The organism is Mesorhizobium sp. P2_B11 (assembly GCF_056404855.1).
The window spans coordinates 529,789-551,281 of sequence record NZ_JBFUDF010000005.1 but is presented as its reverse complement, the minus strand read 5'-3'; the positions used below and the strand labels follow the sequence as shown (position 1 = coordinate 551,281).

Sequence of the window (21,493 nt, the reverse complement as noted above, 5' to 3'; positions counted from 1 at the left end):
TCCCGAGCAGCGCCGGCCTTCTTCCCTCAGGCACCGTTTCGCTTCACCCCTATTTTGAGACGATCATTGCGCCGGTGGCGGCTGGTCTGCGCCAGTTGCCGGCTTCGGTGCGGGATCCGCCTGCGGGGCCTGATCGAGTACGGGGGCTTTGGTCGGCTGGATGTTGCTGTCGCAGGCCGTTAGCGCCAGGCCGACGGCAAGCAGGATCAGAAGCGTCTTCATGGCAACCTCCTTCGTCTCCCCTCCCTGCCAAGGCAACGAGGCGGTTTCAGTTTGGTTGCACATCAGCAAGCCGCCGCCTGGAACAAAACGCCGCCTCCCCGGGTTGGTCCCCAAAGGAGATTTGATCATGATCCGTCTGCTGATTGCCGGCCTGTTCGCCTATGCCACCTATCGCGTTACCAAAAAGATCGTCGACGAGGTGCCCAACGATGTCAGGCCGCTGCCGATGCCGGCGGACGAACAGYGGTCGCTGCGGCGCCAGTCGGCGGCGATTGGCGTGCAAGCCAGATAGTGCGCCCACACACAGATTTCGGAGTTCATCCGTCGGGTATGCCGATCGCCAAAAGGTCTTGCCGAAGATCCTTAAGCACTTTTGCGTCACGGTATGGATCGAGCAGGATACTGCTGACGGTCGCATCCGGCTTTGCTGCCAGACACTGTCTGGCAGCCTCGGCGGCGAGCAGTTTGTCGCCCATCCTCCAATGGCAGATCGCGACGAACGCATATGACCAAAATACGTATGAATTGAGATTCCGATAGGACGCTATCGCCTCGCGATAGCGTCCGAGAACCATAAGAACCTGTCCGCGCATATCCCACAACCAATCATAATTCAGCGGATCATGGGCGATGCAGTCGTCCAGATCGAACAGAGCTTCCTCATACCTGCCGATATAGTTGAGGCACAAACCCCGGATCGCCTTCGACCGGGTCTCGTTGGGATTGAGGCTCACGCCCTGTTCGAGATGGAGCAGCGCCTCATCCAGTTGCCCCATGAAGATCAGCGCGTGACCCAGCGCCACATGGCTCCATGCCTCATGCGGTCCAAGCATAAGCGCCCGGCGAGCGTGGGCGAGAGCAGTCCCGAGCGTGTCTCCACCGCCCTCCTGCAGCCATTTGTTTATGAGTACGACCGCCATCATTGCCTGGGTCATAGCGATATTGGGGTCGAGCTCGATCGCCCTGACAAGAAACGGCACGGCTTCCTGAGCAGTGTCGTAGCGAGCCACGCGGACACGCGCCTGGAGATACAGGTGATAGGCATCAAGCTGGGTGATCAGAAGGCGCCGGGTTTTCTCCACGCCCGACGTTCGGACCGTGCCGGCGACGGTGATGGCCACACTCCGCGCGATCTCATCCTGGAGTTCAAAGATATCCGTTAATTCCCGATCAAACCGATCGGCCCATATTTGATTGCCGGACCTTGCCTCGACAAAGCGCGCCGAGATCCTGACCCTGTTGCCGGCACGGCGGATGCTCCCGTCAAGCAGGTAGTCGGCGGACAGCTGCCTGGCGATGGTCGGGGCATCGATGGTCCTTCCCTTGAACATGAAGGATGAATTGCGGGCTATGACATGAAGTTCGCCAAAGCGGCCGAGTTCGGTGATGATGTCGTCCGTAATCCCGTCGCTGAAGTACTCCTGGCTGGGATCGCCGCTCATATTCTCGAATGGAAGAACCGCGATCACCGGTTTTCGGGCCGACGAAGCGTTCGGTGTCGTTTTGGCCGACACCTCGTCGATGGTCCGGCGCAATTGCTGGAGTTCGTCGCCCGGCTCCGCGTTCAACTCGCGCTTCAGCAGCAGCCTGTACGCCTCGTACTGCCTGATGGCGAGCGCCGTCTGGTTCAGGGCCATATGGGCCTGCATCAGCGCGACATGCGATGCCTCCCGCAGCGGGTCGAGGGCCACCAACCGTTCGGCAATGGAGACGCGCTCAGCGCCGCTCACCAAGGCTGCCAGTGACTGCAATGCATTGATTGCGCGGATGGACAGGTCGGCACGAGCCTCGCGAAGCCAGTCCTCGAAAGCGTTATCGGCTGTGCTGAGACCGTCAAGAAAAGGTCCGGCATAGAGGACGGCTGCCTGTCGAAGCTCGGCCACATCGTTGCTCGCGGATGCTGCGATGAATTCCGCTACGTCGATCGTGACGGATTTCGGATTGAGCGCGACACGGTCTCCTATGAGTGCCAAGGCGTCAGTTCCAAGTGCGGCAAAGTCCTTGCGGATAGCCGTCAGGGCCTGCCGCAGGCTGTTCCTTGCCTGCTCCTCACCTCGGTCACCCCATAGCAAAGCAGCCAGCTTGTGACGCGTCACCTCCTGCTTCGGCGCTAGCGCGAGGATGCCCAGAAGTGCTCTGTTCTTCCTGGCAGATATCCCCAGGATTTCCCCCTCCGGGGATGTCACACGAAATCCACCCAGCAGATCGAGCCGCGCCAAGCTCATCGCGATTTACTCTGAATTTCTGCTTTTTTCACAAGCTTCACGAGACTTTTCACAGCCGGCTCACGCCCTGAACCCGATGTTTCTTCCCTCGACTAAACAACATCCGAGGGGAAACTCCAATGTCCACCGTCAACGAGGATTTGGGAAAGGCAAGTGAAGTCTTCGCCAACGACCTGTCGACGAGGCCGAAGCTTGGCCTGGTTGGGTTTTTGTGCCGCGTAGTAGAAAGATACACGTCGGCCATTTGGATGGCTTACGGGGCAGCAATCGGTTTCCATATTGAGGCGAACACGCACCGCTCCGACGAGGACGACCGTAGATGAGATCCCTCCCTTGGATCGCTGCAGCTCCACCGCGACGCTGCTCAATCCCGTTGCGAACAAAGCAGAAACGATGCTTGATGGGCGATGACTATCGCCATCAATGATTCGACCCTGCAGCCGGCCTATCTCGCCAAGCTCAATGCCGAGCAGCGGCTGGCCGTCGAGCATGGTGACGGCCAGGTCGCCGGGCCGCTGCTGGTGATTGCGGGCGCCGGCTCCGGCAAGACCAACACGCTGGCCCACCGGGTTGCGCATCTGATCGTCAAGGGCGCCGATCCGAGGCGCATCCTGCTCATGACGTTTTCGCGCCGCGCCGCCAGCGAAATGGCCAGGCGGGTCGAACGCATTGCCGGCGACGTGCTGGGCCGCGATGCGTCCGTCATCGCCGACGCGCTCACCTGGGCCGGCACGTTTCACGGCATCGGCGCGAGGCTCTTGCGCGACTACGCGCTGACGATCGGTCTCGATCCCGCCTTTACCATTCACGACCGTGAGGATTCCGCCGACCTGATGAATCTTGCCCGGCATGAGCTCGGCTTTTCGAAGACCGAAAGCCGGTTTCCGACCAAAGGCACGTGCCTGGCGATCTACTCGCGCGCCGTCAACGCGCAGGCGCCTCTCGGCGAGGTGCTGGGCGCGGCTTTTCCCTGGTGCGCCGGATGGGCCGAACAGCTGAAAGAGCTGTTCGCCCGCTATGTCGAGGCCAAGCAGGCGCAGAACGTGCTCGATTACGACGACCTCCTGCTCTACTGGGCTCAGATGGCAGCCGAGCCTGAAATCGCCGCGCATCTTTCCTCCCGTTTCGATCATGTGCTGGTGGACGAATACCAGGACACCAACAGGCTGCAGGCATCGATCCTGATCGCGCTGAAGCCGGACGGCGCCGGGCTGACGGTGGTCGGCGACGACGCGCAGTCGATCTATTCGTTTCGCGCCGCCGAAGTGCGCAACATCCTCGATTTCCCCCAGCAATTCGCGCGCGCCGCAGACGTCATCATGCTGGAGCGCAACTACCGCTCGACCGAGACCATTTTGGCCGCGGCCAATGCGGTGATTTCCGAGGCGTCGGAGCGCTTCACCAAGAACCTGTGGTCGGAGCGCAAATCCTCGCAAAAGCCGAAACTGGTCAGCGTGCGCGACGAGGCCGAACAGGCGAATTACGTCTGCCAGGCGATCCTTGCCGAGCGCGAGGCCGGCACGGTGCTGAAGTCGCAAGCGGTGCTGTTTCGCGCCTCGCATCACAGCGGGCCGCTGGAGATCGAGCTGACGCGCCGCAACATCCCGTTCGTCAAGTTCGGCGGGCTGAAATTCCTCGACGCCGCCCATGTCAAGGATGTGCTGGCGGTGCTGCGCTTTGCCGAGAATCCGCGCGACCGCGTCGCCGGCTTTCGCGTGCTGCAGCTCCTGCCCGGCATCGGCCCGTCGGCGGCCAGCGCCGTCGTCGAGGCGATGGCGACATCGCTCGACGAAGCGATGGGGCTGGCCTGCTACCGACCGCCGCAGCGCGCCGCGGAAGACTGGCCGGCTTTCGTTTCGCTCTATTCCGGCCTGCGCGCCAGGTCAGGCAAATGGCCGGCCGACCTCGAACAGGTCAGGCTGTGGTACGAGCCGCATCTGGAACGCATGCATGAGGACGCCACGACGCGGCGGGCCGACCTCATGCAGCTCGAGCAGATCGGTTCCGGCTACGCCTCGCGCGAGCGCTTCCTGACCGAACTGACGCTCGATCCACCGGATGCGACCAGCGACCAGGCCGGGCCGCCGCATCGTGACGAGGACTATCTGATTCTGTCGACCATCCATTCGGCCAAGGGCCAGGAGTGGAAGAACGTCTTCGTGCTCAACACCGTCGATGGCTGCATCCCGGCCGATCTCGGCGTCGGCACCAAGGAGGACATAGAGGAAGAGCGCCGGCTGCTTTACGTCGCGATGACGCGGGCCAAGGACGGGCTGCACCTGGTGACGCCGCAGCGCTTTTATCCGCACAACCAGCCGGCGCGCGGTGACCGCAACGTTTATGCCTCGCGCAGCCGTTTCATCCCAGCCTCGATCCTCGGCGCTTTCGAGCAGACCTCGTGGGCGAGCGTCCACGCAAAGGACGATCCGCGCCACAGGCCTGATGTGCGGGTCGACCTCGGCGCCCGGATGCGCGGGATGTGGAAATAGCCGCCGGTCGCAACCGCACAAGCTGGCCGGCGGAGCGGCCTCAAAAAGCAAATTTCTCTGTCATGGCATCTCTTAGGGAACCTCGGGCGGCCAGCCGCGTTTTTTGGCGTCCAACCCGCGATCGGAGAGCGGCGACCGTCGCCCTTCCGCCCATCCAGAGAGGCCAGAATGCACGACACGATGTTCTTCACCCCGGTTGCCGTTACCGTTGGCGCCGGCCACAAACGCATGCTCGCTTCGCTGTTCGAAATGCATGATTTCCTGACCGAATTTCCGCCGTCGCGCCGGCGCCTGAGCTATGGTGCGGCGGTAAAAGCCTGCGAGGCGGCACGCGCCGGCGAAATCTCGACCGAGGCCGCGCGCGATGCGCTGATCACCTTTGCGGTGACGGCGGGCATCCTCTGGCCACCTGTCCAGCCGATCATCTCGGTCAAGCCGGTCGCGCGTGGCTATGGCGGCTACGCCGCCTGAAACGTGGCTGGACCAGACCAACCGGAGAAAACATCACTCGGACTTGCCGCCCGGCGTCGGTGAGGCTTCGGCTAGCCTTGCCGGCTGCGCGAGCCGTTCGGTGCTGCCGACAAAGAATTGATCGGCGTTGCCGACAAAGGATTGATCGGCGTTGCCGACAAAGGATTGATCGGCGTTGCCGACAAAGGATTGATCGGCGTTGCCGACAAAGGATTGATCGGCGTTGCCGACAAAGGGATAGGCAAGCTGCTGATGATAAAGCTGCGGGACCGGGTCATCGGTGCCGTATTTCTGCGGCATCCTGTCGGGCATGAACAAGGTGCCGCCCAGCATGTCGAGCAAAGGCAGCTGCCCGGCGAAATTCTTGTCCCAGGCTTCACGCTCATTGGCATGATGCCAGTGATGAAACTGCGGTGACGCCAGCAGCCATTTCAGCGGTCCGACCTTGATGCGCGTGTTGGAATGGATGAACAGCGACTGCCACTGATAGATCAGTGTAAAGATCAGTATGGCGGTGGTCGAGAAGCCGAGCGCGAAGACGGGCACGAACGAGGCCGATTTGGTCAGGATCTGGTCGACAGGATGGACGCGGTGCGCGGCCAGCCAATCCATCTCCTCGATGCTGTGGTGGATCGAATGGAAGCGCCACAGGAACGGGACGGCGTGAAAGGCGCGATGCGCCAGGTAGAAGCCGGTATCGGCCAGCACCAGAACCTCAACCGCCTGCAGCCAGACCGGTTGCGACTGCACCGCCTGCGCAAGTCCGGCCGGAACAAACCGGTGGAGCACCAGCATGGCTGTGCCGATCACGACGAGCAGGCCGATCTTGATGACAATTCCGTTGAACAAAAGGTAGACGACGTCGTTCAGCCAATGCCGGCGCGCCGGTGATTGCTCCGCATGCAGCGGCAACAGCCGCTCCAGCGGAATGAAGATAAGCGCGATGATCAGCACCGCCTTGAGGTCTATGAGATCGGACACCCCTGCCCTCGCTGTAGTCGGAGATCGGCTCGTCGGAGACTAATGGCCAAGGGATGAACGGATTGTTGACGATGGCTGGCCGTCACCGATCACCTGTTTTCATAAAATCGAGATTCCATCCATATAACGATATTTTGGCCGATTCCTCCTGCAATATCGCATCGGTAGCTAAGTTGATCCTAGAAGCGATAGTTTTACCTGCAACCAAAAAACAGATATATTGGCGCGATTTTGCCTCAAGAACTGCACCAAATCTTCCAATTTAGCTTCACGAAAATTCTCATCCGAAGTAGGTCGACTCATGATGTACATAACTCTCCAAGGCGTATTGTGCGATAAAGCTTTGGGAGCTAACGTGCCCTTTGTGAACGGGGAGGACGACCAAGCGACCTGTGCGCTGAACTCGCTATCAAAGATAAATTCACAAGTATATCAGCGTAGGAATGGGTGGAATCTTGCAGAATACACAAGGAATATTGACATCTCGGCTGGGCACCTTTTTGAATAGAAGCAATCTTAGCTCTCTGGTCACAGCAGCCGGCCGGCTCGGTTTTCGAAAACAACCCGCCCTCGATATTCCCGACTCACAGCCTCCCGTGGAACCGATTCCCGAAATGCCGCTTCCCGAAGCATCGCCTGCTGAAGCACTGCTTGCCGGAAAATTTGTCCATATGATCGACAATCTCTGGTGCGATACATATGGCGTGTTTGTGAAGGGCTGGGCCCATGCCTGGGACCTCCCCATCACGGCGATGCGGTTGAGGAGCGGGGATTTTCAGGTAGAGGTTTTGGACTTCCACGACCGATCCGATCTGGCGCCCTTCTTCCCATCGCTGCATTCAATGAAATGTGGCTTCTCCGCCTACCTGGCCTGCAGCCCCTTCCGGCCGGTGGTTTTGGAAATCGAGACCGTCGATGGCTCAGCGGAATTCGATATCTCCGCACTTTCGGCCAGTCACCCTGTCAATAACACCCTTCCCGAGCCGGAGCTCACGCAACAGCGTTTTGCCGATGAGATGAAGAAGACCGGCGGTGTCGTTGTGGAAATCGGGTCGCGTGTCGTGGGACCGTCGTCTTCGCTACAGGCAAGGCGGTTCGAGCCCGAGTGCAAGTTCATCGGTGTCGACATTCATGAAGCGCCGGGCGTCGACGTCGTGGCAGACGCACATTTCCTAGGCGAGCATTTCGAACCCGGTTCAGTAGACGGGATATTCTCTCTGGCGGTGATGGAGCATCTTAGTTGTCCGTGGCTGTTTGCGGCGCAAATCAACAAGGTGCTGAAGGTCGGAGGCTTGACCATGCACTCGGTGCCGCAAGCGTTTCCGGTCCATGAAATGCCCAACGATTTCTGGCGGGTTTCGAGCGAAGGCTTGAAAGTCCTGTTCGCGCCCGAGATGGGCTTCGAGGTCCTCGAAGTCGGAATGACGACGCCGGTGAAAATGTTTGTGCACCCGACCTTCCGGAAAGGTCCCATGCTCGAATTTGCGCTCCATGATGGAATGGCGGCGTCCTACGTCCTGGCGCGCAAGACTTTCGATCTTCCCGATGGTGCGGTTTCCTGGCCCCTCCAGCGCGGCGAATCCATGCAACACAGCCAAGCCTATCCGAAGCACTGAGCACAACTATGCCAGAGAAGGAGTTCATAGACTTCGACTGCCCGCCGGCGCTGGCGGAATTCGTTTGTCCAGCGTGTGGTCGCCCCGATGCCAAGGCGAAAGTACTGAGTGCCGGCTCGATGTCGCTCTACCGGTGCGCTCAATGTGCGTCGCTGATTTATCACCCGTTCCCGTCAATCGACTATACGGAACACACCAACCCGCTGGGCATTCGCAACTACGTTGAAATGAATGCCTCGATCGATACTGTCGCGCGAAACATCCTCAGGGTTGTTCCGGAAGGTCGCGCGGGCCGGATCGTCGATATCGGTTGCGGTTTCGGCTTTGCCTTGGATGCCGTTCGCACCATTGCCGGCTGGGAGGCCAAGGGCTTCGAGCCGTCCCAGTATGGTGGCGCGGGGCGAGATCAACTCGGCCTCGACATCGTCCGCGATTTTGCACCGCTAAACGCCAATCCGCACCATCTGTACGATGTGGTGCATTGCTCGGAGGTAATCGAGCACATTCACGATGCGACCGGCTTTCTGGCAATCCTGACATCGTATCTGGCCGAGGACGGCGTAATCGTCCTGACCACACCTAACCCCGAGCGGATCAGTCCTGCCACCGAACGCAGCACCCTTTTGGCGCTGCTGTCGCCTGGAGCTCACACGATCCTGTTCAGCGCTGAAGCGCTGATACGGCTGTTTGATGAAGCGGGATTGCCATTCGTGTCGGTCGACAAGAGCGCAGACAGCACCTTGTTCTACGCATCGCGCAAACCGATCACATTCCAACCGATCGAAAATTGGGAGAGTAAGGTCTTAGGCTATCTGGAGAACGCGCTTGCGCGAGCCACGCCTGGTTCTTCGTTGGCCGTCGGCTTGCGCTATCGCCTTTTTCGCGGGGCCATCGATCACGGCAAGTACGAACTGGCAGAAAAGAACTTCGCTCCAATTCTTGCTGATGCCCGGCCCAAACTGGATGACATAAATACCTTGGCCGAGTTTGCCGACCGGTGGCCGTTTTGCATAGCGGCTTCGACCTACTATCGCGGAATGCTGCTGCTCATCCACAAGGGCGACTATCTGAACGCGGCGGAGCATCTCTATGCGGCACATCTGCTGTGCCGGAAAAAGCTGTCAATCGATTCCTCGGTAGCGGGTGTCGAAGCCGATTTGGTCTGGCGGGCGAAGTATCACGAAGCACTTTCGCTAAAATATGCAGGCCAGAACCGTCGGGCCCTCTCGGTTCTTGATGCATTCGAGAACAAGGATTTCCCGGTCAAGGTACCGTCGAACCTCGTTCCGGACGTTGTGAACCTTCGAACCTCCCTCAGGAGTTTACTTCCTCAACATGAAAGACTGACTGCTTGATGTCTTTTGACCCCCTTGACCGGAATGAAGGTTTAATTTGATGAAGCGATCGATCGTTGCCTGCATACCGCTCTACAATGGTCGGGATTTCATTGGGACGTCGCTGAAAAGCGTCCTCGAGCAAACTCGTCCGCCAGATGAGGTGATCATTGTTGACGATGGTTCCACCGACGATGGTGCCCAGGTCGCGCGTGAAATCGCCAGGGGAGACAACCGGGTTTGTGTCCTGACAAAAGAGAACGGCGGCCAATCGTCGGCCCGCAACATGGGCGTCCGCAACTCCAAGAGCGACCTGATCGCCTTTCTCGACCAGGACGACTGGTGGTACCCAAAACATCTGGAGACTTTGGAGGCTGCGGCCAGGTCTGAACCTCAGGCAGGCCCATTCGGATGGGTCTACAGTGACCTGGACGAATACGATCGGGATGGAAATCTCGTGGTTCGGCAGATGCTCAAGCGGCTTGGTTCAGAACATCCGAAACGGACCATTTACAACTGCCTGTCCCAGAACATGTACGTTCTCCCGTCTGCCTCTCTAATCTCTCGCGAAGCGTTCGAGGCTGTGGGTGGATTTGACGAGCGGCTTTCCGGCTACGAGGACGACGACCTTTTCCTGCGCCTGTTCAGGGCGGGCTACACCAACAGGTTTCTGAGGGAGGCTTTGTCGGCGTGGCGCATTCATGGCGAGTCCGCGTCATACAGCGCCAGAATGGCAAGGTCGGCACTCATCTACGCAGACAAGCTTCTGCAGACATTTCCTGACGACGTTGCCTTGCGACGCTACTACGCCAGAGACTTGATAACGCCGCGTTTCTTTCGAAGTGCGGCTGGCACCTACCGGATTGYAGGCCAGTGCGGAAGCTCGGAACTGATGACGCCGGCACTTGCGCTTATCGACAGGATCACGCCGACAATGAGGATCAGGCGATGGCTGATCATGCGCGCGATACGGCCCTTCCTCGGCAGTCATCTCGTTGCGAAAGTGGCATCTTTGGAATTTGCGCGTGGCTTTGTAAGCCGGGTTCTCGCAATTTAGGGGCCTCACGCAATTAGTCGTCCGACTGCGCAAGTCAGTCTTCGGCGCAGTCGTGCGCGATGACCAGGAGGTAGGTAATTCCTTCCAGCTTTCCGCCTGCAGCCTGGCGGCATTGTCGCGCTGGCATGGAGTCGATGCCTGAACATGCTGGCGAGATCTTGGTATTGGGATCGATTTCAGATGCTGGGAGACGGATTTCTACACAGATACTACCTCAACAATGGAGGAAAGCGGCTTCACAAGTGGTTCCACTATTTCGATATCTACGAGCGCCATTTCGAGCGTTTCAGAAACAGAGCGCCTACGATCCTCGAGATCGGCGTGTCCGATGGCGGCTCCCTTCAAATGTGGAAGGCTTATTTCGGCCACGGCGCTCGCGTGGTTGGCATCGATATCAACCCGGCCTGCAAGGTGCATGAGGAAGCCGGAATAGAGATATTCATCGGCAGCCAGGACGATCCGGCGCTGATCGACCAGATCATGGACAGATATGATGCGTTCGATATCGTCATCGATGACGGAAGCCATATCATGCGGCACGTGATGAAGAGCTTTGAGCTGCTGTACGACAAGGTCGACCCTTACGGCCTGTACCTCGTCGAGGATCTTCATACTGCGTATTGGGATGAATATGAGGGCGGCCTGAAGCGCGCTGGGACCTTCATGGAATTCGTCAAGGACAAGCTTGATGAGATAAACGCGACACACACACGAGGCGCGATCCCGGTCTCTACCTTCACCCGATCGACAGCCTGTATCGCCGTCTACGACAGCGTGGCCGTGTTCGAAAAACGGCCGCAAGGCACCCGCCAAACCTCCATGACGACAGGAATGGGTTATGCTGAACAGGACTGAGTTGCTGTTTTCAATGTTCGATCCGAGCGGCTTCGGCCTGGAAATCGGACCAAGCTACAATCCTCTTTTGCCTAAGCGCCGTGGCTACAATGTCGAAATCGTCGACCATGCCGACGCTGCGACTCTGCGCGAGAAATATCGCAACAATGCATCAAAGATCGAAGAGGTCGACTATGTCTCGGACGGTCGCAGCCTGCTCGAGACCATCGGCCAGGAGCAACGCTACGACTTCATCTTTGCCTCGCATGTGATCGAACATGTCACCGACATCGTTCGTTTCATCCAGGACTGCGAGGTCCTTCTGAAGCCAGAGGGCCGGTTTGTGCTCGCCGTGCCCGACAAACGGTTCTGCTTCGATGCGCTACGGCCGCTGTCCACCGTCGGTCAGGCGCTGCAGGCCTATGCCGAAAAGCGCAAACGCCACACACCGGGAATTCTGTTTGACCAAGTTTCGTATGCTTGCACCAAAGCCGAACAGACCGTGTGGCTCGAGCCGACCTTTGACGATGTCGCCTTCCTGCAAGGCGGCGAAGATGCAAAAAGCATGTTCGAGGCCGTTCAGGTCGACACGGCCTATTACGATGCTCACGCGTGGCAGTTCACGCCGGCGTCATTCCGATTTCTGGTCAAGAAACTTCGCTCGCTCGGATATATCAAATCGGGCGAAATCGCGTTTCACAAGAATGAACCGGGCCAGTTGCACCTGCATGAGTTCTATATCAGCCTTTCGAAGAACGCTCCTGTCCTGGATGACTCCGATGTCGATCTGCTCAAGGAGGCGGAGCGGGAGCTGCGCGAAGTTGCCGTAAGCCGGGATGAGCTGAGCTTGCAGATCGCGGCCGCACACCAACAAATCCAGAATCTCGTCGCAAGGAACCAAGCCCTGCTGAAATCGACATCCTGGAAGATAACTGCCCCGCTACGCTATGTCAGATCGGTGTTCCTGTAGCACCGCGCACGCCACACAGGCTCGCGCTCAATGCAGCGTCGGGTCGCCGGACAGCAGGCCGCGCGGCCCGGTTGTCTCGAAACTGACCTGGTCGCGCCCGTTCGACTTGGCCTTGTAGAGGTGCCGGTCGGCCGTCAAGAACATGTCGGCGTAGGTGGTGGGTCCGCTGAAGGCGACGCCGCCGATGCTCACCGAGAGCGGACAAGGCCGTCCACCCGGAGCAAATTCGACCTCGCGGATGCGCCGCCGGATGCCCTCGGCGACCAGCCACGACTGCGACGGGTCGGCGCCGGGCAGGAAGATGGCGAACTCCTCGCCGCCAATGCGCCCGACAATGTCGGCGCCGCGCAGCTGGGCCTTGATCGTCTGCGCAATCAGCTTGAGCGCCTGATCGCCGCAATCGTGGCCCAGCCGATCGTTGATGGTCTTGAAGTGATCGGCGTCGACGATCAGCAAGGCGCCGGCGTTGACGACGGCATGGCTGCGAGCCTGGTCGAGATAGGCTTCGACCAGCATTGAAAACGCGCCGCGGTTGAACACCGCCGTCAGGCTGTCGGTCGCCGCGACGATGCTCAGCTCTTTCTGGGCGATGGCCAGCTGGCGCATCTTGTACATCAGGAAGGAGAAGAACGATCCACCCAGCACAAGCGGCAGCAGCAGATCGGTAAGCTGCGCCCAGCGCAGCGCTTCAGGCGACAGCGACGGAAAATTGTAGGAATCGACGAAGAAGGCGGCCGCGATGCAGATCGCTGTGCCGGCAACTGTGACCGCTATGACCCTGCCCCAGCTCGTGGGCGACAGATCGATCCGCATGCCATTCTCCCGCTCTCTCCGCTATTTTGCCGCGGGAACGCAAACGAAACGCTAAAATCTTGCCTGCAATTCGAACGTGGTTAACCGCCCCGATCGACAAGGCTCTACCGACAGGGGCGGCTGGCGCCAAAAAGCCCGCCACTTGCGTGGCGGGCTTTCCGACTAGCCAGAGGCTTCTCGTCAGCGCATGTCCCTCGGGAAGTCTGGGGCATGCGGTAGGAGAGTGCCGTAAAGCCTCACGGCTGGTTCGACACTCCCGGCGAAACCCGTCTTAGCGACGGGAGATCATCAGGCAGAGCTGCCGCAGGTCGCTGTCGTAGGTGCCCTCGCTGCTGAGCACATCGATGCAGCGCTTCTTCATGCGTGTCAGCTGGCTGCTCGACATGCTGGCAACGACACCGGGCACCCCGGGGGTGCCTGGTGTTCCGGGCGTTCCCGGGGTACCGGGGGTACCGGGAGTGCCTGGTGTACCTGGCGTTCCGCCAATGCCGACGCCCACACCGACGTTGATGCCGCTGCCGACGTTGACGCCAACACCGGCCCCGATACCGCCGCTGCCGCCGACCGTGGCGCCAACACCGGCCTTGATGCCGTCACCAATCTTGGCGCCAGCACCAGCATTGATGCCGCTGCTACCGCCGACTGAGGCGCCGAGGCCCGCAGTAACGCCGCTGCTGCCGCCAACCTGGGCGCCTGCACCGGCCTTGATGCCCCCGCTGCCGCCGACCGTGGCGCCAGCACCGGCATTGATACCGCCGCTGCCGCCGATCGAAGCACCAACACCGGCATTGATACCGCCAGAACCGCCGATAGATGCGCCAACACCGACGCCAATTCCGCCTCCTGCATACGTGGGAGCGGCAAAAATAACGATAATTGCACTCGTCGCTATTGTTCTAGCGATTTTTTGAGTGATATTAGCCATGACACTCTCCTTTGTTGCCCTTCTACTTTGTGCACTGCAACATGCCAGAAAACTTGAGATGACATATGCTTATGCACACAGAGCTACGCATGAGTCTTCCTTAGAGTTTCTTTATTTTTTCTGACGATGAAGATCGTAGTTCTCAATCAATGTATTAGTTTTCTAAAAAAAAATAAGTTTTTGCTTCAACATTTAAACTTTGTGGAATTTCATCAACAAAAACTCCACTGTAAGTTGGAGCAGGTTGTATCAGAGTCCTTTGAGCGCCAGAGAGGCCACAAATGGGCGGTCTTCAAGACCCGGCTGGGGGTACAGAGCTTGATGTTGTTTGCCGCCCGGGCATCGACGGCGCTCACACATGCACCGACCGCCGGGCGGTCCCCTAGGGGCGAATCCACGAGAATGTGAGACGCTTTTCAGTCCAACAATGAGCGGGGCGGTTCGGCGTTTCCGTGAAACGGGACGCCCAAACGGGAAGCGCGGTCAGGCGATCAGGCGTAGGCGCGGCCTTCGTCCGTGCGCTGGAAAAGTGCCAGATCAAGCGATACCGAAGGCCGCCCGAGAATGGTCAGGATGGTGTGCGCCTGACCGCGGTGATGGGTCTGGTGGTTGAAGACGTGGCCCAGGGCCGGCGCCAGCCGCTGTGAGACGGTCCGCATATCGGAAACGGTCATGTAGGAGAAGCGGCCGGACAACGCCTTTTCGCTCAAGGTCCCGACCCAGTCGACGATCCGCCTGTCCTCGGCCTCGCGCGCCAGCTTCAAGCCAGGCAAAGCGCGGTGCAGGATGGCGTCGAGCTTCGCCGGTGCATCGCCCTCGCCGGTGAAGCGTTTCATCCAGATGCGGTCGGTGGCCAGCAGATGGTTGAGCGTGCCCATCATCGAGCCGAAAAACGCGCCGACGTGGCGGTTGAACTCCTCTTCGTCAAGCCCGGCGACGGCATCGTAGATGCGGCCATTGGCCCATTGATTGTAGGCCGCAAACATCATGAAATGCTGTTTCATCTTTTCTTCCCGCCGACCAGTTCCGCTTCAACCGCAGGCGCCTAATTAGACCGCGAGGACGCAGCCGCCAATGACCATTCTGTTCTATGAACTCGTCGGACGCGACACGACCCGTCCGTTCAGCCCGCATTGCTGGAAGATTGCCATGGCGCTTGCGCATAAAGGGCTGGACAGATCCAGCCTGCCGACGCGCTTCCTCGACGTACCGAGCGTCGAGGGCGGCGTCTCGAAGACCGTGCCGGTGATCCGCGACGGCGACCGTGTGGTGGCCGATTCCTTCGCCATCGCGCTCTATCTGGACGAGACCTATCCCGAGCGGCCGACGCTTTTTGCCGGCGACGGCGGCAAGGCGATGGCGCGTTTCATCGAGCGATGGTCGCAGCTTACCATCCATCCCTATGTCACCACGGCAGCATTGCTCGACATCCACGCCATGCAGGACGACGAGAACGCCGCCTATTTCCGCTCCAGCCGCGAGCAGCGCTTCGGCAAGCCGCTGGAAGCCGTGACAGCCGCCCGCGATGCCGGGCTTGCGGGCTTCCGTGCCGCGCTGGAGCCGCTGCGCTCGATGCTCGGCTATCAGCCGTTCATCGGCGGCGCCTCGCCGCTCTTTGCCGACTACATCGTCTTTGGCGCGCTGCAATGGGCACGCATCACCTCGCCCTATCGCTTGCTCGACGACAGCGACATCGTTGCGGAATGGTTCGGACGCTGCCTCGACCTTCATGGCGGCCTTGGTCGGATGGTGGCAGCTGCCGCTGCCTAGGGAATAGGGAATAGGAATTAGGCAGTAGGTTATGGTGCTCGGACTGCCTCAACTAAACCTTCCCCTACTGCCCTACTGCCCTAGCGAGATCGCCCGCCATGCCACCACCTCCCGACTTCACCGACGATTTTCGCGCCGGGCTCGTCGCGTTGCTGCGCTGGCGCAGGGATGTGCGGCGCTTCGAGCGGACGGCTCTGCCCGAGGGGACGTTGGAACGGCTGCTGGAGCTTGCCAGCATCGCGCCGTCCGTCGGGCTCAGCCAGCCCTGGCGTTTCGTGGTGGTCGAAAGCGCCGAACGGCGCGCCGCCGTGAGAAACTCTTTCGAGCGATGCAATGCCGAGGCGCTGGCATGCTTTTCGGGCGAGCGCGCGGCGCTCTATGCCCGGCTGAAGCTTGCCGGTCTCAATGAAGCACCCTGCCAGTTCGCGGTTTTCGCCGACCGCACGACGCAACAGGGCCACGGGCTCGGCCGCATGACCATGCCGGCGACGATCGACTATTCGGCCGTCATGGCGGTGCATACGTTGTGGCTGGCGGCGCGGGCAGAAGGCATCGGCATGGGATGGGTGTCGATCCTCGATGCGGCCGAGATGGCCAAGATCCTCGACACGCCGCCCGAATGGACGCTGATCGGCTATTTCTGCCTCGGCTATGCCAGCGAGGAGCATGATGTGCCGACGCTGGAACGCGAGGGCTGGGAACAGCGGCGGCCGCCGGTGACGATCAGGCGGTAACTCCGGTCACTTCGCCTCATCCTTGGCGATGAGCCTGACGCAGATCGGATCGCCCTTCGGCACAGGCGTACATTGCCATTCCGGGCCGAAACCGAAATTCGCATTCTTCCCAAGCCCGAGCAGCATGGCAGCGACCAAACCGGCGAAGAGGGCAGCCATCAGCAGGATGCCCTTGAGGTCCCCGGGTCTTAAATAGGGCCGGTTCATCTCGTAGAAGGTCCTCCGGTGACCGGCTTCCCGTCCAACTGATTTCCCTGGAGATTATAGTCCCGCCCCTGCGAGCCGTCCATCTTCGCCCCGGACGATCTGTCGCCCCTTCGACGGCGACACCGTACCAGGACATGGAGCGCCTCCCCTTGGCAATGGGCCGGGCGGCTTGTATAGAGCCCGCCACTCCCAATTCCACTCTTCATCACAAGGACGACCAATGGCGATCGAACGCACCTTTTCCATGATCAAGCCGGACGCGACCCGGCGCAACCTCACCGGCGCCATCACCAGGATGCTGGAAGAGGCCGGCCTGCGCGTCATCGCCTCGCGCCGCGTGTGGATGAGCCGCCGTGAGGCCGAAGGCTTTTACGCCGTCCACAAGGATCGCCCGTTCTTCGGCGAACTGGTGGAATTCATGTCGTCGGCGCCGACCATCGTCCAGGTGCTGGAAGGCGAGAACGCCATTGCCCGGAATCGCGAAGTGATGGGCGCCACCAACCCGGCCAACGCCGCCGAAGGCACCATCCGCAAGGTTCACGCGCTGTCGATCGGCGAGAACTCGGTGCACGGCTCCGACGCGCCAGAGACTGCTGCTGAAGAGATCAAGTACTGGTTCTCCGACACCGAGATCGTCGGCTAAGCCGAAGCGAACGGAATGCATGCAAAAGGCCGGCGTTTCGCCGGCCTCTTTCTTTGCGTCGGACCTCGCTGCACTCCCCCCGAAGATCGGTCTGCGCTAAGGTCGGATCAGGCACCAGGGGACCCGACCCGACCATGACCAGCGCCATCCCCGGTTTCTTCCAGGGCACCGAGATGCCGTCCAGCGGCTGGTGGGAGGCGCTGTGGCCGGATCCCGCCGGCGTGCTTGCGGCAACCGGGCTGAAGCCGGGCATGGAGGTGGTCGACCTCTGCTGCGGCGACGGCTGGTTTACGCTGCCGATCGCCACCGTCGCCCACCGCGTCATCGCCGTCGACATCGACGCCGATCAGCTGCAGGCCGCGCAACGCCGGCTAACCGGCGCCGGCGTGACCAATTGCGAATTCGTAGCCGGCGACGCCTACGAGCTCCCAGACCTTGTGTCCCGGCCCGTCGACTTCGTCTTCATGGCCAACGCCTTCCACGGCGTGCCCGACCGGCCGCGGCTGGCGCGTGCCGTGCGCGAGGCGCTCGCCCCCGGCGGACACTTTGCCATCGTCAACTGGCACCAGCACCCGCGTGAGACGACGACGATACTGGGCGAGCCGCGAGGCCCGCGAACCGAACTCAGGCTCTCACCACGACAGACCATCGCGGATGCCGAAGCCGGCGGCCTCGAGCTCATGAAAGTGGTTGAGATCCCACCCTATCATTATGGGGCGGTGTTCGGGCCGACGAAGTGATTTCAGCGGATCAGCGGCGTGTCCCAGAGGTCGCCGAGCAGCGTTTTCAGCTCGGTGAAACGCTTCTCGCCAAGTTCCTTGGCCCATTCCCGTTCGACGTCCAGCAGGATGTCGGCCATCTTCTGGTAGGCGGCGCGCCCGCGGCCGGTGAAGTGGACGACGGTCCCGCCGCTCTCGTCGGGTGCCGCCGAGCGGGTGATGTAACCCATCGCCTCCAGCGTCTTCAGCAGCTGATTCATGGCCTGCTTGCTCATCGCGGCGCGCTCGGCAAGCGCGCTCGGCCGAAGGCCATCGGGGCCGGGATATTGGATCACCGCCATATGCGGCGGGCTGAGGTCCTCGAAACCCGATGCCCTGAGTTCCCTGATCAGCTTGCGGTGAATGGCCAGCGCCGGCACGCGCAGCAGCGCACCGATCAGCGGCGGCTTCTTTGGCGGATCTTCCGTGGATGACGGCATTGACACCTTGGTAAATTGAGTTTACTCATTTGGGTAAATTCGATTTACCACATGGGAGAATGAAATGCTAGACAAAGCCAGCCAGATCCGCGTCAATCCCGCCGAGGAGACAATCAGCCATGGCGGCCTTGCCGTGCGCTTCCTGCTGACCGGCGACCAGTCGAACGGCAGCATCGCCGCCTTCGAACTGATGGTCGCCGGCTCGCAGCGGCTGCCCGCCCCGGCACACAGTCACGACCACTATGAAGAGACGATGTACGGGATCGAAGGTGTGCTGACGCTGACCGTCGACGGACAGCGGCACGATATCGGGCCTGGCCAAGCGCTGTGCATTCCGCGCGGCGCTGTCCATCGCTTCGACAACAATACCGCCGAGAGCGCCAAGGTGCTGTGCGTGGTGACGCCGGCGGCGATCGGTCCGGACTATTTTCGCGAGGCCTTCGCCATCTTTAACGCCGGCGGCCCGCCCGACCGCGCCAAGCTCATGGACCTGATGCGCCGGTTCGGCCTGACACCGGCGCCGCCGCCACCGCAGGCGTGAGTCTCAACTCGCCGCGTTGAATCGCAAAATGTCGCGGCCGTCCTTGTCGGCGATGATCAGCTTTCCGCCATCGACACGATAGGACGCCGCCTTGGCCAGCGCCTCGAACAGCGCCTTCTCTTCGGCCATCACTTCCGGCGCGCAGGCCTTGTAGGTCGAGCCGATGTCGCTGACGGCGATCGTCGCGCCATCGACCTTGGCGGTGGCGAAATAGGTGTTGCAAGGGCCGCTGCCGCCGGCCTTGCCGGCTTCGCTCACCCGGAACGTCGCTTGCGGCTTGGCGATCACGCCAATGCCGTCGATGTATTCGACCAGCCAGCTCTGATCGAACAGCGAGGCCGAAGTCGGCGTGTCGCTCGGCGCCACCATTTTCAGCACGATGGTCTGCGGCGCCTCGCTCAGCGGGTCGACCTGATAGCGTGTGTCCGTAATGAACAGCAGCTTGTCGTCGGCGGTGATGCGGGCCTGCAGCGCATAGGTCATGTTGGGCCGGATCACCGCTGGGTCGAAGCTGATCTCGAACTTGATCGGCACCTGGCCGGCGGGCGCCACCTTGCGTTCGCCAACAATGGCGGCCGGCGCATCGGCCAGCGACACATCGGCCAGTTGCACAGACAGCACGGCGTTGGGCGGCAGCGCGATACGCTCGCGATACATCACTTCACCCTTCAGGGTCCTCTCGGCGGCGACAGACGCTTCGGGGACGGCCAGCATGCCGACGACCAGCGGCACAAAACCGAAGACGAAGAACTCGGCGATCCTGTCCAGCATGCCCTTGCTCCCATTTGCCATATGCGATTTGGCCAAGGGAATGCGGTCAATGGAAGGCGGCTGCATGGCATTATTCCGGCTTGGGCATTCCGCCGTTTCATAGAAACGGGGAACCGCTCTATCTCGTTTTTACGCAATTCCGCACGGGAAAAGCGCTACGCGCTTTTTCCCGGGGAAACCGCTCACACTTTCCCTGGAATTGCTCCAGGATCAGTCCGGCGGCGACTGTGTCCAGCGCGCCGCAGCCTGGTCGTCGGCGTCCTTGGCCTCGACCCAGCCGCCATCGGTGCCGTCCACGCGGTGTTCCTTCTTCCAGAACGGGGCGCGCGATTTCAGGAAATCCATCAGGAAATTCGCCGCTTCGAACGCCGCCTGCCGGTGCGCGGACGCCGCCACCACCAGCACGATGTTCTCACCGGGTACGATCTTGCCGTGGCGGTGGATGACGGTCAGCCCTTGCAGTGGCCAGCGTGTTATGGCTTCGGCGGCGATGCGGCCGATCTCGGCTTCGGCCATGCGGGGATAATGTTCAAGCTCGAGTGCCGACAGTTGGCCCTGCTCGTCGCGGCAGAGGCCTGAGAAGGACACCACGGCGCCGATGTCCGCGCGACCCTGCGTCAGTTTCGCGATCTCGGCGGCGACGTCGAAATCCTCGCGCTGGATGCGCACCGTCGGCGCGCCGGACATGGCGTCAGCCTCCGGTCATCGGCGGAAACAGCGCAATCTCGCGCGCGCCGGATATCTTCTCGCGATGCTCGACATGTTCCTGGTTGATGGCGACGCGGATCACCTCGGGAAATTGCAGCGCGTGCTCATACTCCTCGCCGCGCGATTTCAGCCAGCGCAGCAAATCGGCGACCGTCTCGATGCCGGCGGGGAGTTCTACGTCTTCCTCGGGCTTGCCGATCCGTTCGCGCACCCAGGCAAAATAGATGAGCCGCGTGGTCATCTCACTCGTCCATGATGTGCTTGAGGCCGGCGCGGAAATAGTCGTAGCCGGTGTAGAGCGTGACCAGTGCGGCAATCCACAGCAGCACCAGCCCAGTCTGCGTGGTTAGCGGGAAGATCTTGTCGCCGGCCGGCCCGGCCAGCAGGAAGGCGATGGCGACCATCTGGATGGCGGTCTTCCATTTGGCTAGCTGCGTCACCGGCACCGAGACTTTCAGCGCCGCCAGATATTCGCGCAGGCCCGAAACGAGGATCTCGCGGCACAGGATGATGATTGCCGCCCATAGCGACCAGCCGGCAATGCCGGCATGGCGATCGGTGTCGGCGGCGAGCAGCAGCAGGCAGGTGGCGACCAGCAGTTTGTCGGCTATCGGATCGAGCATCTTGCCGATGTTGGAGGTCTGCTGCCAGGCGCGCGCCAGATAGCCGTCGAGATAATCGGTGATCGAGGCCAGCAGGAAGATGATCAGCGCCGACCAGCGGGCGAAGTCGCTCGACTTCAGATGCCCTTCGAGAAAAAAGCAAATCACCACCAGCGGCACCGCAACGATGCGGGCGTAGGTGAGCATGTTGGGCAGGTTGAATGCGCGCTTGGCCATATCGGGGGGACTCTTTCTGCCTGCGTACTCAAATCAGAACCGGATGTAGGGGGTCAACAGCCGAGATTCGATTGGCCAGACGAAAATAGCGCGCGATTGCCGGGATTCGAGTGGCCTCTGAGAAAAGACGGCTGCCGCCATTCAA

General features: G+C 60.8%; 26 protein-coding genes. 14 read left to right on the top strand and 12 right to left on the bottom strand.

The window, feature by feature from the left end; translation table 11 throughout:
* Positions 1-63 precede the first annotated feature (63 nt).
* Positions 64-222: a hypothetical protein gene (locus AC1DYJ_RS19340; RefSeq protein ID WP_477287994.1), complete on the bottom strand. Its 159-nt coding sequence runs from the start codon at positions 220-222 to the stop codon at positions 64-66.
* Positions 223-349: 127 nt separating this feature from the next.
* Between AC1DYJ_RS19340 and AC1DYJ_RS19335 the strand changes: the two genes are divergently transcribed.
* Positions 350-514 carry a hypothetical protein gene (locus tag AC1DYJ_RS19335; protein WP_477426198.1) on the top strand — a complete coding sequence of 55 codons (165 nt, stop codon included), beginning with the start codon at positions 350-352 and terminating at the stop codon, positions 512-514.
* Between the two features lie 25 nt (positions 515-539).
* On the opposite strand, the gene AC1DYJ_RS19330 is transcribed toward AC1DYJ_RS19335, so the two are convergent.
* Positions 540-2,447, bottom strand: a complete 1,908-nt coding sequence (locus AC1DYJ_RS19330) for a BTAD domain-containing putative transcriptional regulator (protein ID WP_477426197.1) — start codon at positions 2,445-2,447, stop codon at positions 540-542.
* 119 nt (positions 2,448-2,566) lie between these two features.
* On the opposite strand from AC1DYJ_RS19330, the gene AC1DYJ_RS19325 reads away from it, so the two are divergent.
* From AC1DYJ_RS19325 to AC1DYJ_RS19315, 3 genes are all read left to right on the top strand, one after another.
* Positions 2,567-2,770: a hypothetical protein gene (locus AC1DYJ_RS19325; protein WP_477288000.1), complete on the top strand. Its 204-nt coding sequence runs from the start codon at positions 2,567-2,569 to the stop codon at positions 2,768-2,770.
* Positions 2,771-2,854: 84 nt separating this feature from the next.
* Positions 2,855-4,936 carry an ATP-dependent helicase gene (locus tag AC1DYJ_RS19320; protein WP_477288002.1) on the top strand — a complete coding sequence of 694 codons (2,082 nt, stop codon included), beginning with the start codon at positions 2,855-2,857 and terminating at the stop codon, positions 4,934-4,936.
* A 168-nt stretch (positions 4,937-5,104) separates the two neighbouring features.
* Positions 5,105-5,407, top strand: coding sequence for a DUF982 domain-containing protein (locus tag AC1DYJ_RS19315; RefSeq protein ID WP_477288004.1), 303 nt, complete (start codon positions 5,105-5,107; stop codon positions 5,405-5,407).
* A gap of 33 nt (positions 5,408-5,440) precedes the next feature.
* Here AC1DYJ_RS19315 and AC1DYJ_RS19310 read toward each other — a convergent pair whose 3' ends face one another.
* Positions 5,441-6,388 (bottom strand): sterol desaturase family protein, encoded by a 948-nt coding sequence (locus AC1DYJ_RS19310; protein ID WP_477288006.1) that lies wholly within the window; start codon positions 6,386-6,388, stop codon positions 5,441-5,443.
* 455 nt (positions 6,389-6,843) lie between these two features.
* Here AC1DYJ_RS19310 and AC1DYJ_RS19305 point away from each other — a divergent pair, with 455 nt between their 5' ends.
* The 5 genes from AC1DYJ_RS19305 to AC1DYJ_RS19285 all read left to right on the top strand — a co-directional run bounded on the left by AC1DYJ_RS19305 (position 6,844) and on the right by AC1DYJ_RS19285 (position 12,199).
* Positions 6,844-8,004: a methyltransferase domain-containing protein gene (locus AC1DYJ_RS19305; protein ID WP_477288008.1), complete on the top strand. Its 1,161-nt coding sequence runs from the start codon at positions 6,844-6,846 to the stop codon at positions 8,002-8,004.
* Between the two features lie 8 nt (positions 8,005-8,012).
* The gene (locus AC1DYJ_RS19300) at positions 8,013-9,359 is read left to right on the top strand and encodes a class I SAM-dependent methyltransferase (protein ID WP_477288010.1); all 1,347 of its coding nucleotides are present in this window, start codon (positions 8,013-8,015) and stop codon (positions 9,357-9,359) included.
* A 40-nt stretch (positions 9,360-9,399) separates the two neighbouring features.
* Positions 9,400-10,395, top strand: a complete 996-nt coding sequence (locus tag AC1DYJ_RS19295) for a glycosyltransferase family 2 protein (protein ID WP_477426195.1) — start codon at positions 9,400-9,402, stop codon at positions 10,393-10,395.
* A 180-nt stretch (positions 10,396-10,575) separates the two neighbouring features.
* Positions 10,576-11,250 (top strand): class I SAM-dependent methyltransferase, encoded by a 675-nt coding sequence (locus AC1DYJ_RS19290; protein WP_477288014.1) that lies wholly within the window; start codon positions 10,576-10,578, stop codon positions 11,248-11,250.
* Positions 11,234-12,199: a class I SAM-dependent methyltransferase gene (locus tag AC1DYJ_RS19285; RefSeq protein WP_477288016.1), complete on the top strand. Its 966-nt coding sequence runs from the start codon at positions 11,234-11,236 to the stop codon at positions 12,197-12,199. Before AC1DYJ_RS19290 ends, AC1DYJ_RS19285 begins: the two co-directional genes overlap by 17 nt.
* Positions 12,200-12,226: 27 nt before the next feature.
* Here the strand turns inward: AC1DYJ_RS19285 and AC1DYJ_RS19280 are convergent, their stop codons facing one another.
* The 3 genes from AC1DYJ_RS19280 to AC1DYJ_RS19270 all read right to left on the bottom strand — a co-directional run bounded on the left by AC1DYJ_RS19280 (position 12,227) and on the right by AC1DYJ_RS19270 (position 14,941).
* Positions 12,227-13,012, bottom strand: coding sequence for a GGDEF domain-containing protein (locus AC1DYJ_RS19280; protein WP_477288018.1), 786 nt, complete (start codon positions 13,010-13,012; stop codon positions 12,227-12,229).
* A 271-nt stretch (positions 13,013-13,283) separates the two neighbouring features.
* The gene (locus tag AC1DYJ_RS19275) at positions 13,284-13,937 is read right to left on the bottom strand and encodes a hypothetical protein (protein WP_477288020.1); all 654 of its coding nucleotides are present in this window, start codon (positions 13,935-13,937) and stop codon (positions 13,284-13,286) included.
* Positions 13,938-14,428: 491 nt separating this feature from the next.
* Positions 14,429-14,941, bottom strand: a complete 513-nt coding sequence (locus AC1DYJ_RS19270) for a DinB family protein (protein WP_477288022.1) — start codon at positions 14,939-14,941, stop codon at positions 14,429-14,431.
* 70 nt (positions 14,942-15,011) lie between these two features.
* Here AC1DYJ_RS19270 and AC1DYJ_RS19265 point away from each other — a divergent pair, with 70 nt between their 5' ends.
* Together AC1DYJ_RS19265 and bluB are read left to right on the top strand one after the other, a co-directional pair.
* Complete coding sequence (locus tag AC1DYJ_RS19265; RefSeq protein WP_477288024.1) at positions 15,012-15,707, top strand: glutathione S-transferase family protein; 696 nt, start codon at positions 15,012-15,014, stop codon at positions 15,705-15,707.
* Between the two features lie 98 nt (positions 15,708-15,805).
* Entirely contained in the window at positions 15,806-16,441 is a 636-nt protein-coding gene (gene bluB, locus AC1DYJ_RS19260; RefSeq protein WP_477288025.1) for a 5,6-dimethylbenzimidazole synthase, read from the top strand.
* 6 nt (positions 16,442-16,447) lie between these two features.
* Here bluB and AC1DYJ_RS19255 read toward each other — a convergent pair whose 3' ends face one another.
* Positions 16,448-16,600: a hypothetical protein gene (locus AC1DYJ_RS19255; protein WP_477426193.1), complete on the bottom strand. Its 153-nt coding sequence runs from the start codon at positions 16,598-16,600 to the stop codon at positions 16,448-16,450.
* A gap of 268 nt (positions 16,601-16,868) precedes the next feature.
* Between AC1DYJ_RS19255 and ndk the strand changes: the two genes are divergently transcribed.
* Together ndk and AC1DYJ_RS19245 are read left to right on the top strand one after the other, a co-directional pair.
* Complete coding sequence (gene ndk / locus AC1DYJ_RS19250) at positions 16,869-17,291, top strand: nucleoside-diphosphate kinase (RefSeq protein ID WP_142867808.1); 423 nt, start codon at positions 16,869-16,871, stop codon at positions 17,289-17,291.
* Between the two features lie 134 nt (positions 17,292-17,425).
* The gene (locus tag AC1DYJ_RS19245; protein WP_477288028.1) at positions 17,426-18,031 is read left to right on the top strand and encodes a class I SAM-dependent methyltransferase; all 606 of its coding nucleotides are present in this window, start codon (positions 17,426-17,428) and stop codon (positions 18,029-18,031) included.
* Between the two features lie 2 nt (positions 18,032-18,033).
* Here the strand turns inward: AC1DYJ_RS19245 and AC1DYJ_RS19240 are convergent, their stop codons facing one another.
* Entirely contained in the window at positions 18,034-18,489 is a 456-nt protein-coding gene (locus AC1DYJ_RS19240; RefSeq protein WP_477288030.1) for a MarR family winged helix-turn-helix transcriptional regulator, read from the bottom strand.
* Between the two features lie 64 nt (positions 18,490-18,553).
* Here AC1DYJ_RS19240 and AC1DYJ_RS19235 point away from each other — a divergent pair, with 64 nt between their 5' ends.
* Positions 18,554-19,030 (top strand): cupin domain-containing protein, encoded by a 477-nt coding sequence (locus AC1DYJ_RS19235; protein ID WP_477288032.1) that lies wholly within the window; start codon positions 18,554-18,556, stop codon positions 19,028-19,030.
* 3 nt (positions 19,031-19,033) lie between these two features.
* On the opposite strand, the gene AC1DYJ_RS19230 is transcribed toward AC1DYJ_RS19235, so the two are convergent.
* From AC1DYJ_RS19230 to pgsA, 4 genes are all read right to left on the bottom strand, one after another.
* Positions 19,034-19,801: a YbaY family lipoprotein gene (locus AC1DYJ_RS19230; RefSeq protein WP_477288034.1), complete on the bottom strand. Its 768-nt coding sequence runs from the start codon at positions 19,799-19,801 to the stop codon at positions 19,034-19,036.
* Positions 19,802-20,011: 210 nt separating this feature from the next.
* A complete protein-coding gene (locus tag AC1DYJ_RS19225; RefSeq protein ID WP_477288036.1) occupies positions 20,012-20,488 on the bottom strand; it encodes a molybdenum cofactor biosynthesis protein MoaE in 477 nt (158 codons plus the stop codon).
* A gap of 4 nt (positions 20,489-20,492) precedes the next feature.
* On the bottom strand, positions 20,493-20,750 hold the full coding sequence (moaD, locus tag AC1DYJ_RS19220; RefSeq protein ID WP_477288038.1) for a molybdopterin converting factor subunit 1: 258 nt from the start codon (positions 20,748-20,750) through the stop codon (positions 20,493-20,495).
* Between the two features lies 1 nt (position 20,751).
* Positions 20,752-21,348: a CDP-diacylglycerol--glycerol-3-phosphate 3-phosphatidyltransferase gene (gene pgsA / locus AC1DYJ_RS19215; RefSeq protein ID WP_477288040.1), complete on the bottom strand. Its 597-nt coding sequence runs from the start codon at positions 21,346-21,348 to the stop codon at positions 20,752-20,754.
* Between the last annotated feature and the right edge of the window lie 145 nt (positions 21,349-21,493).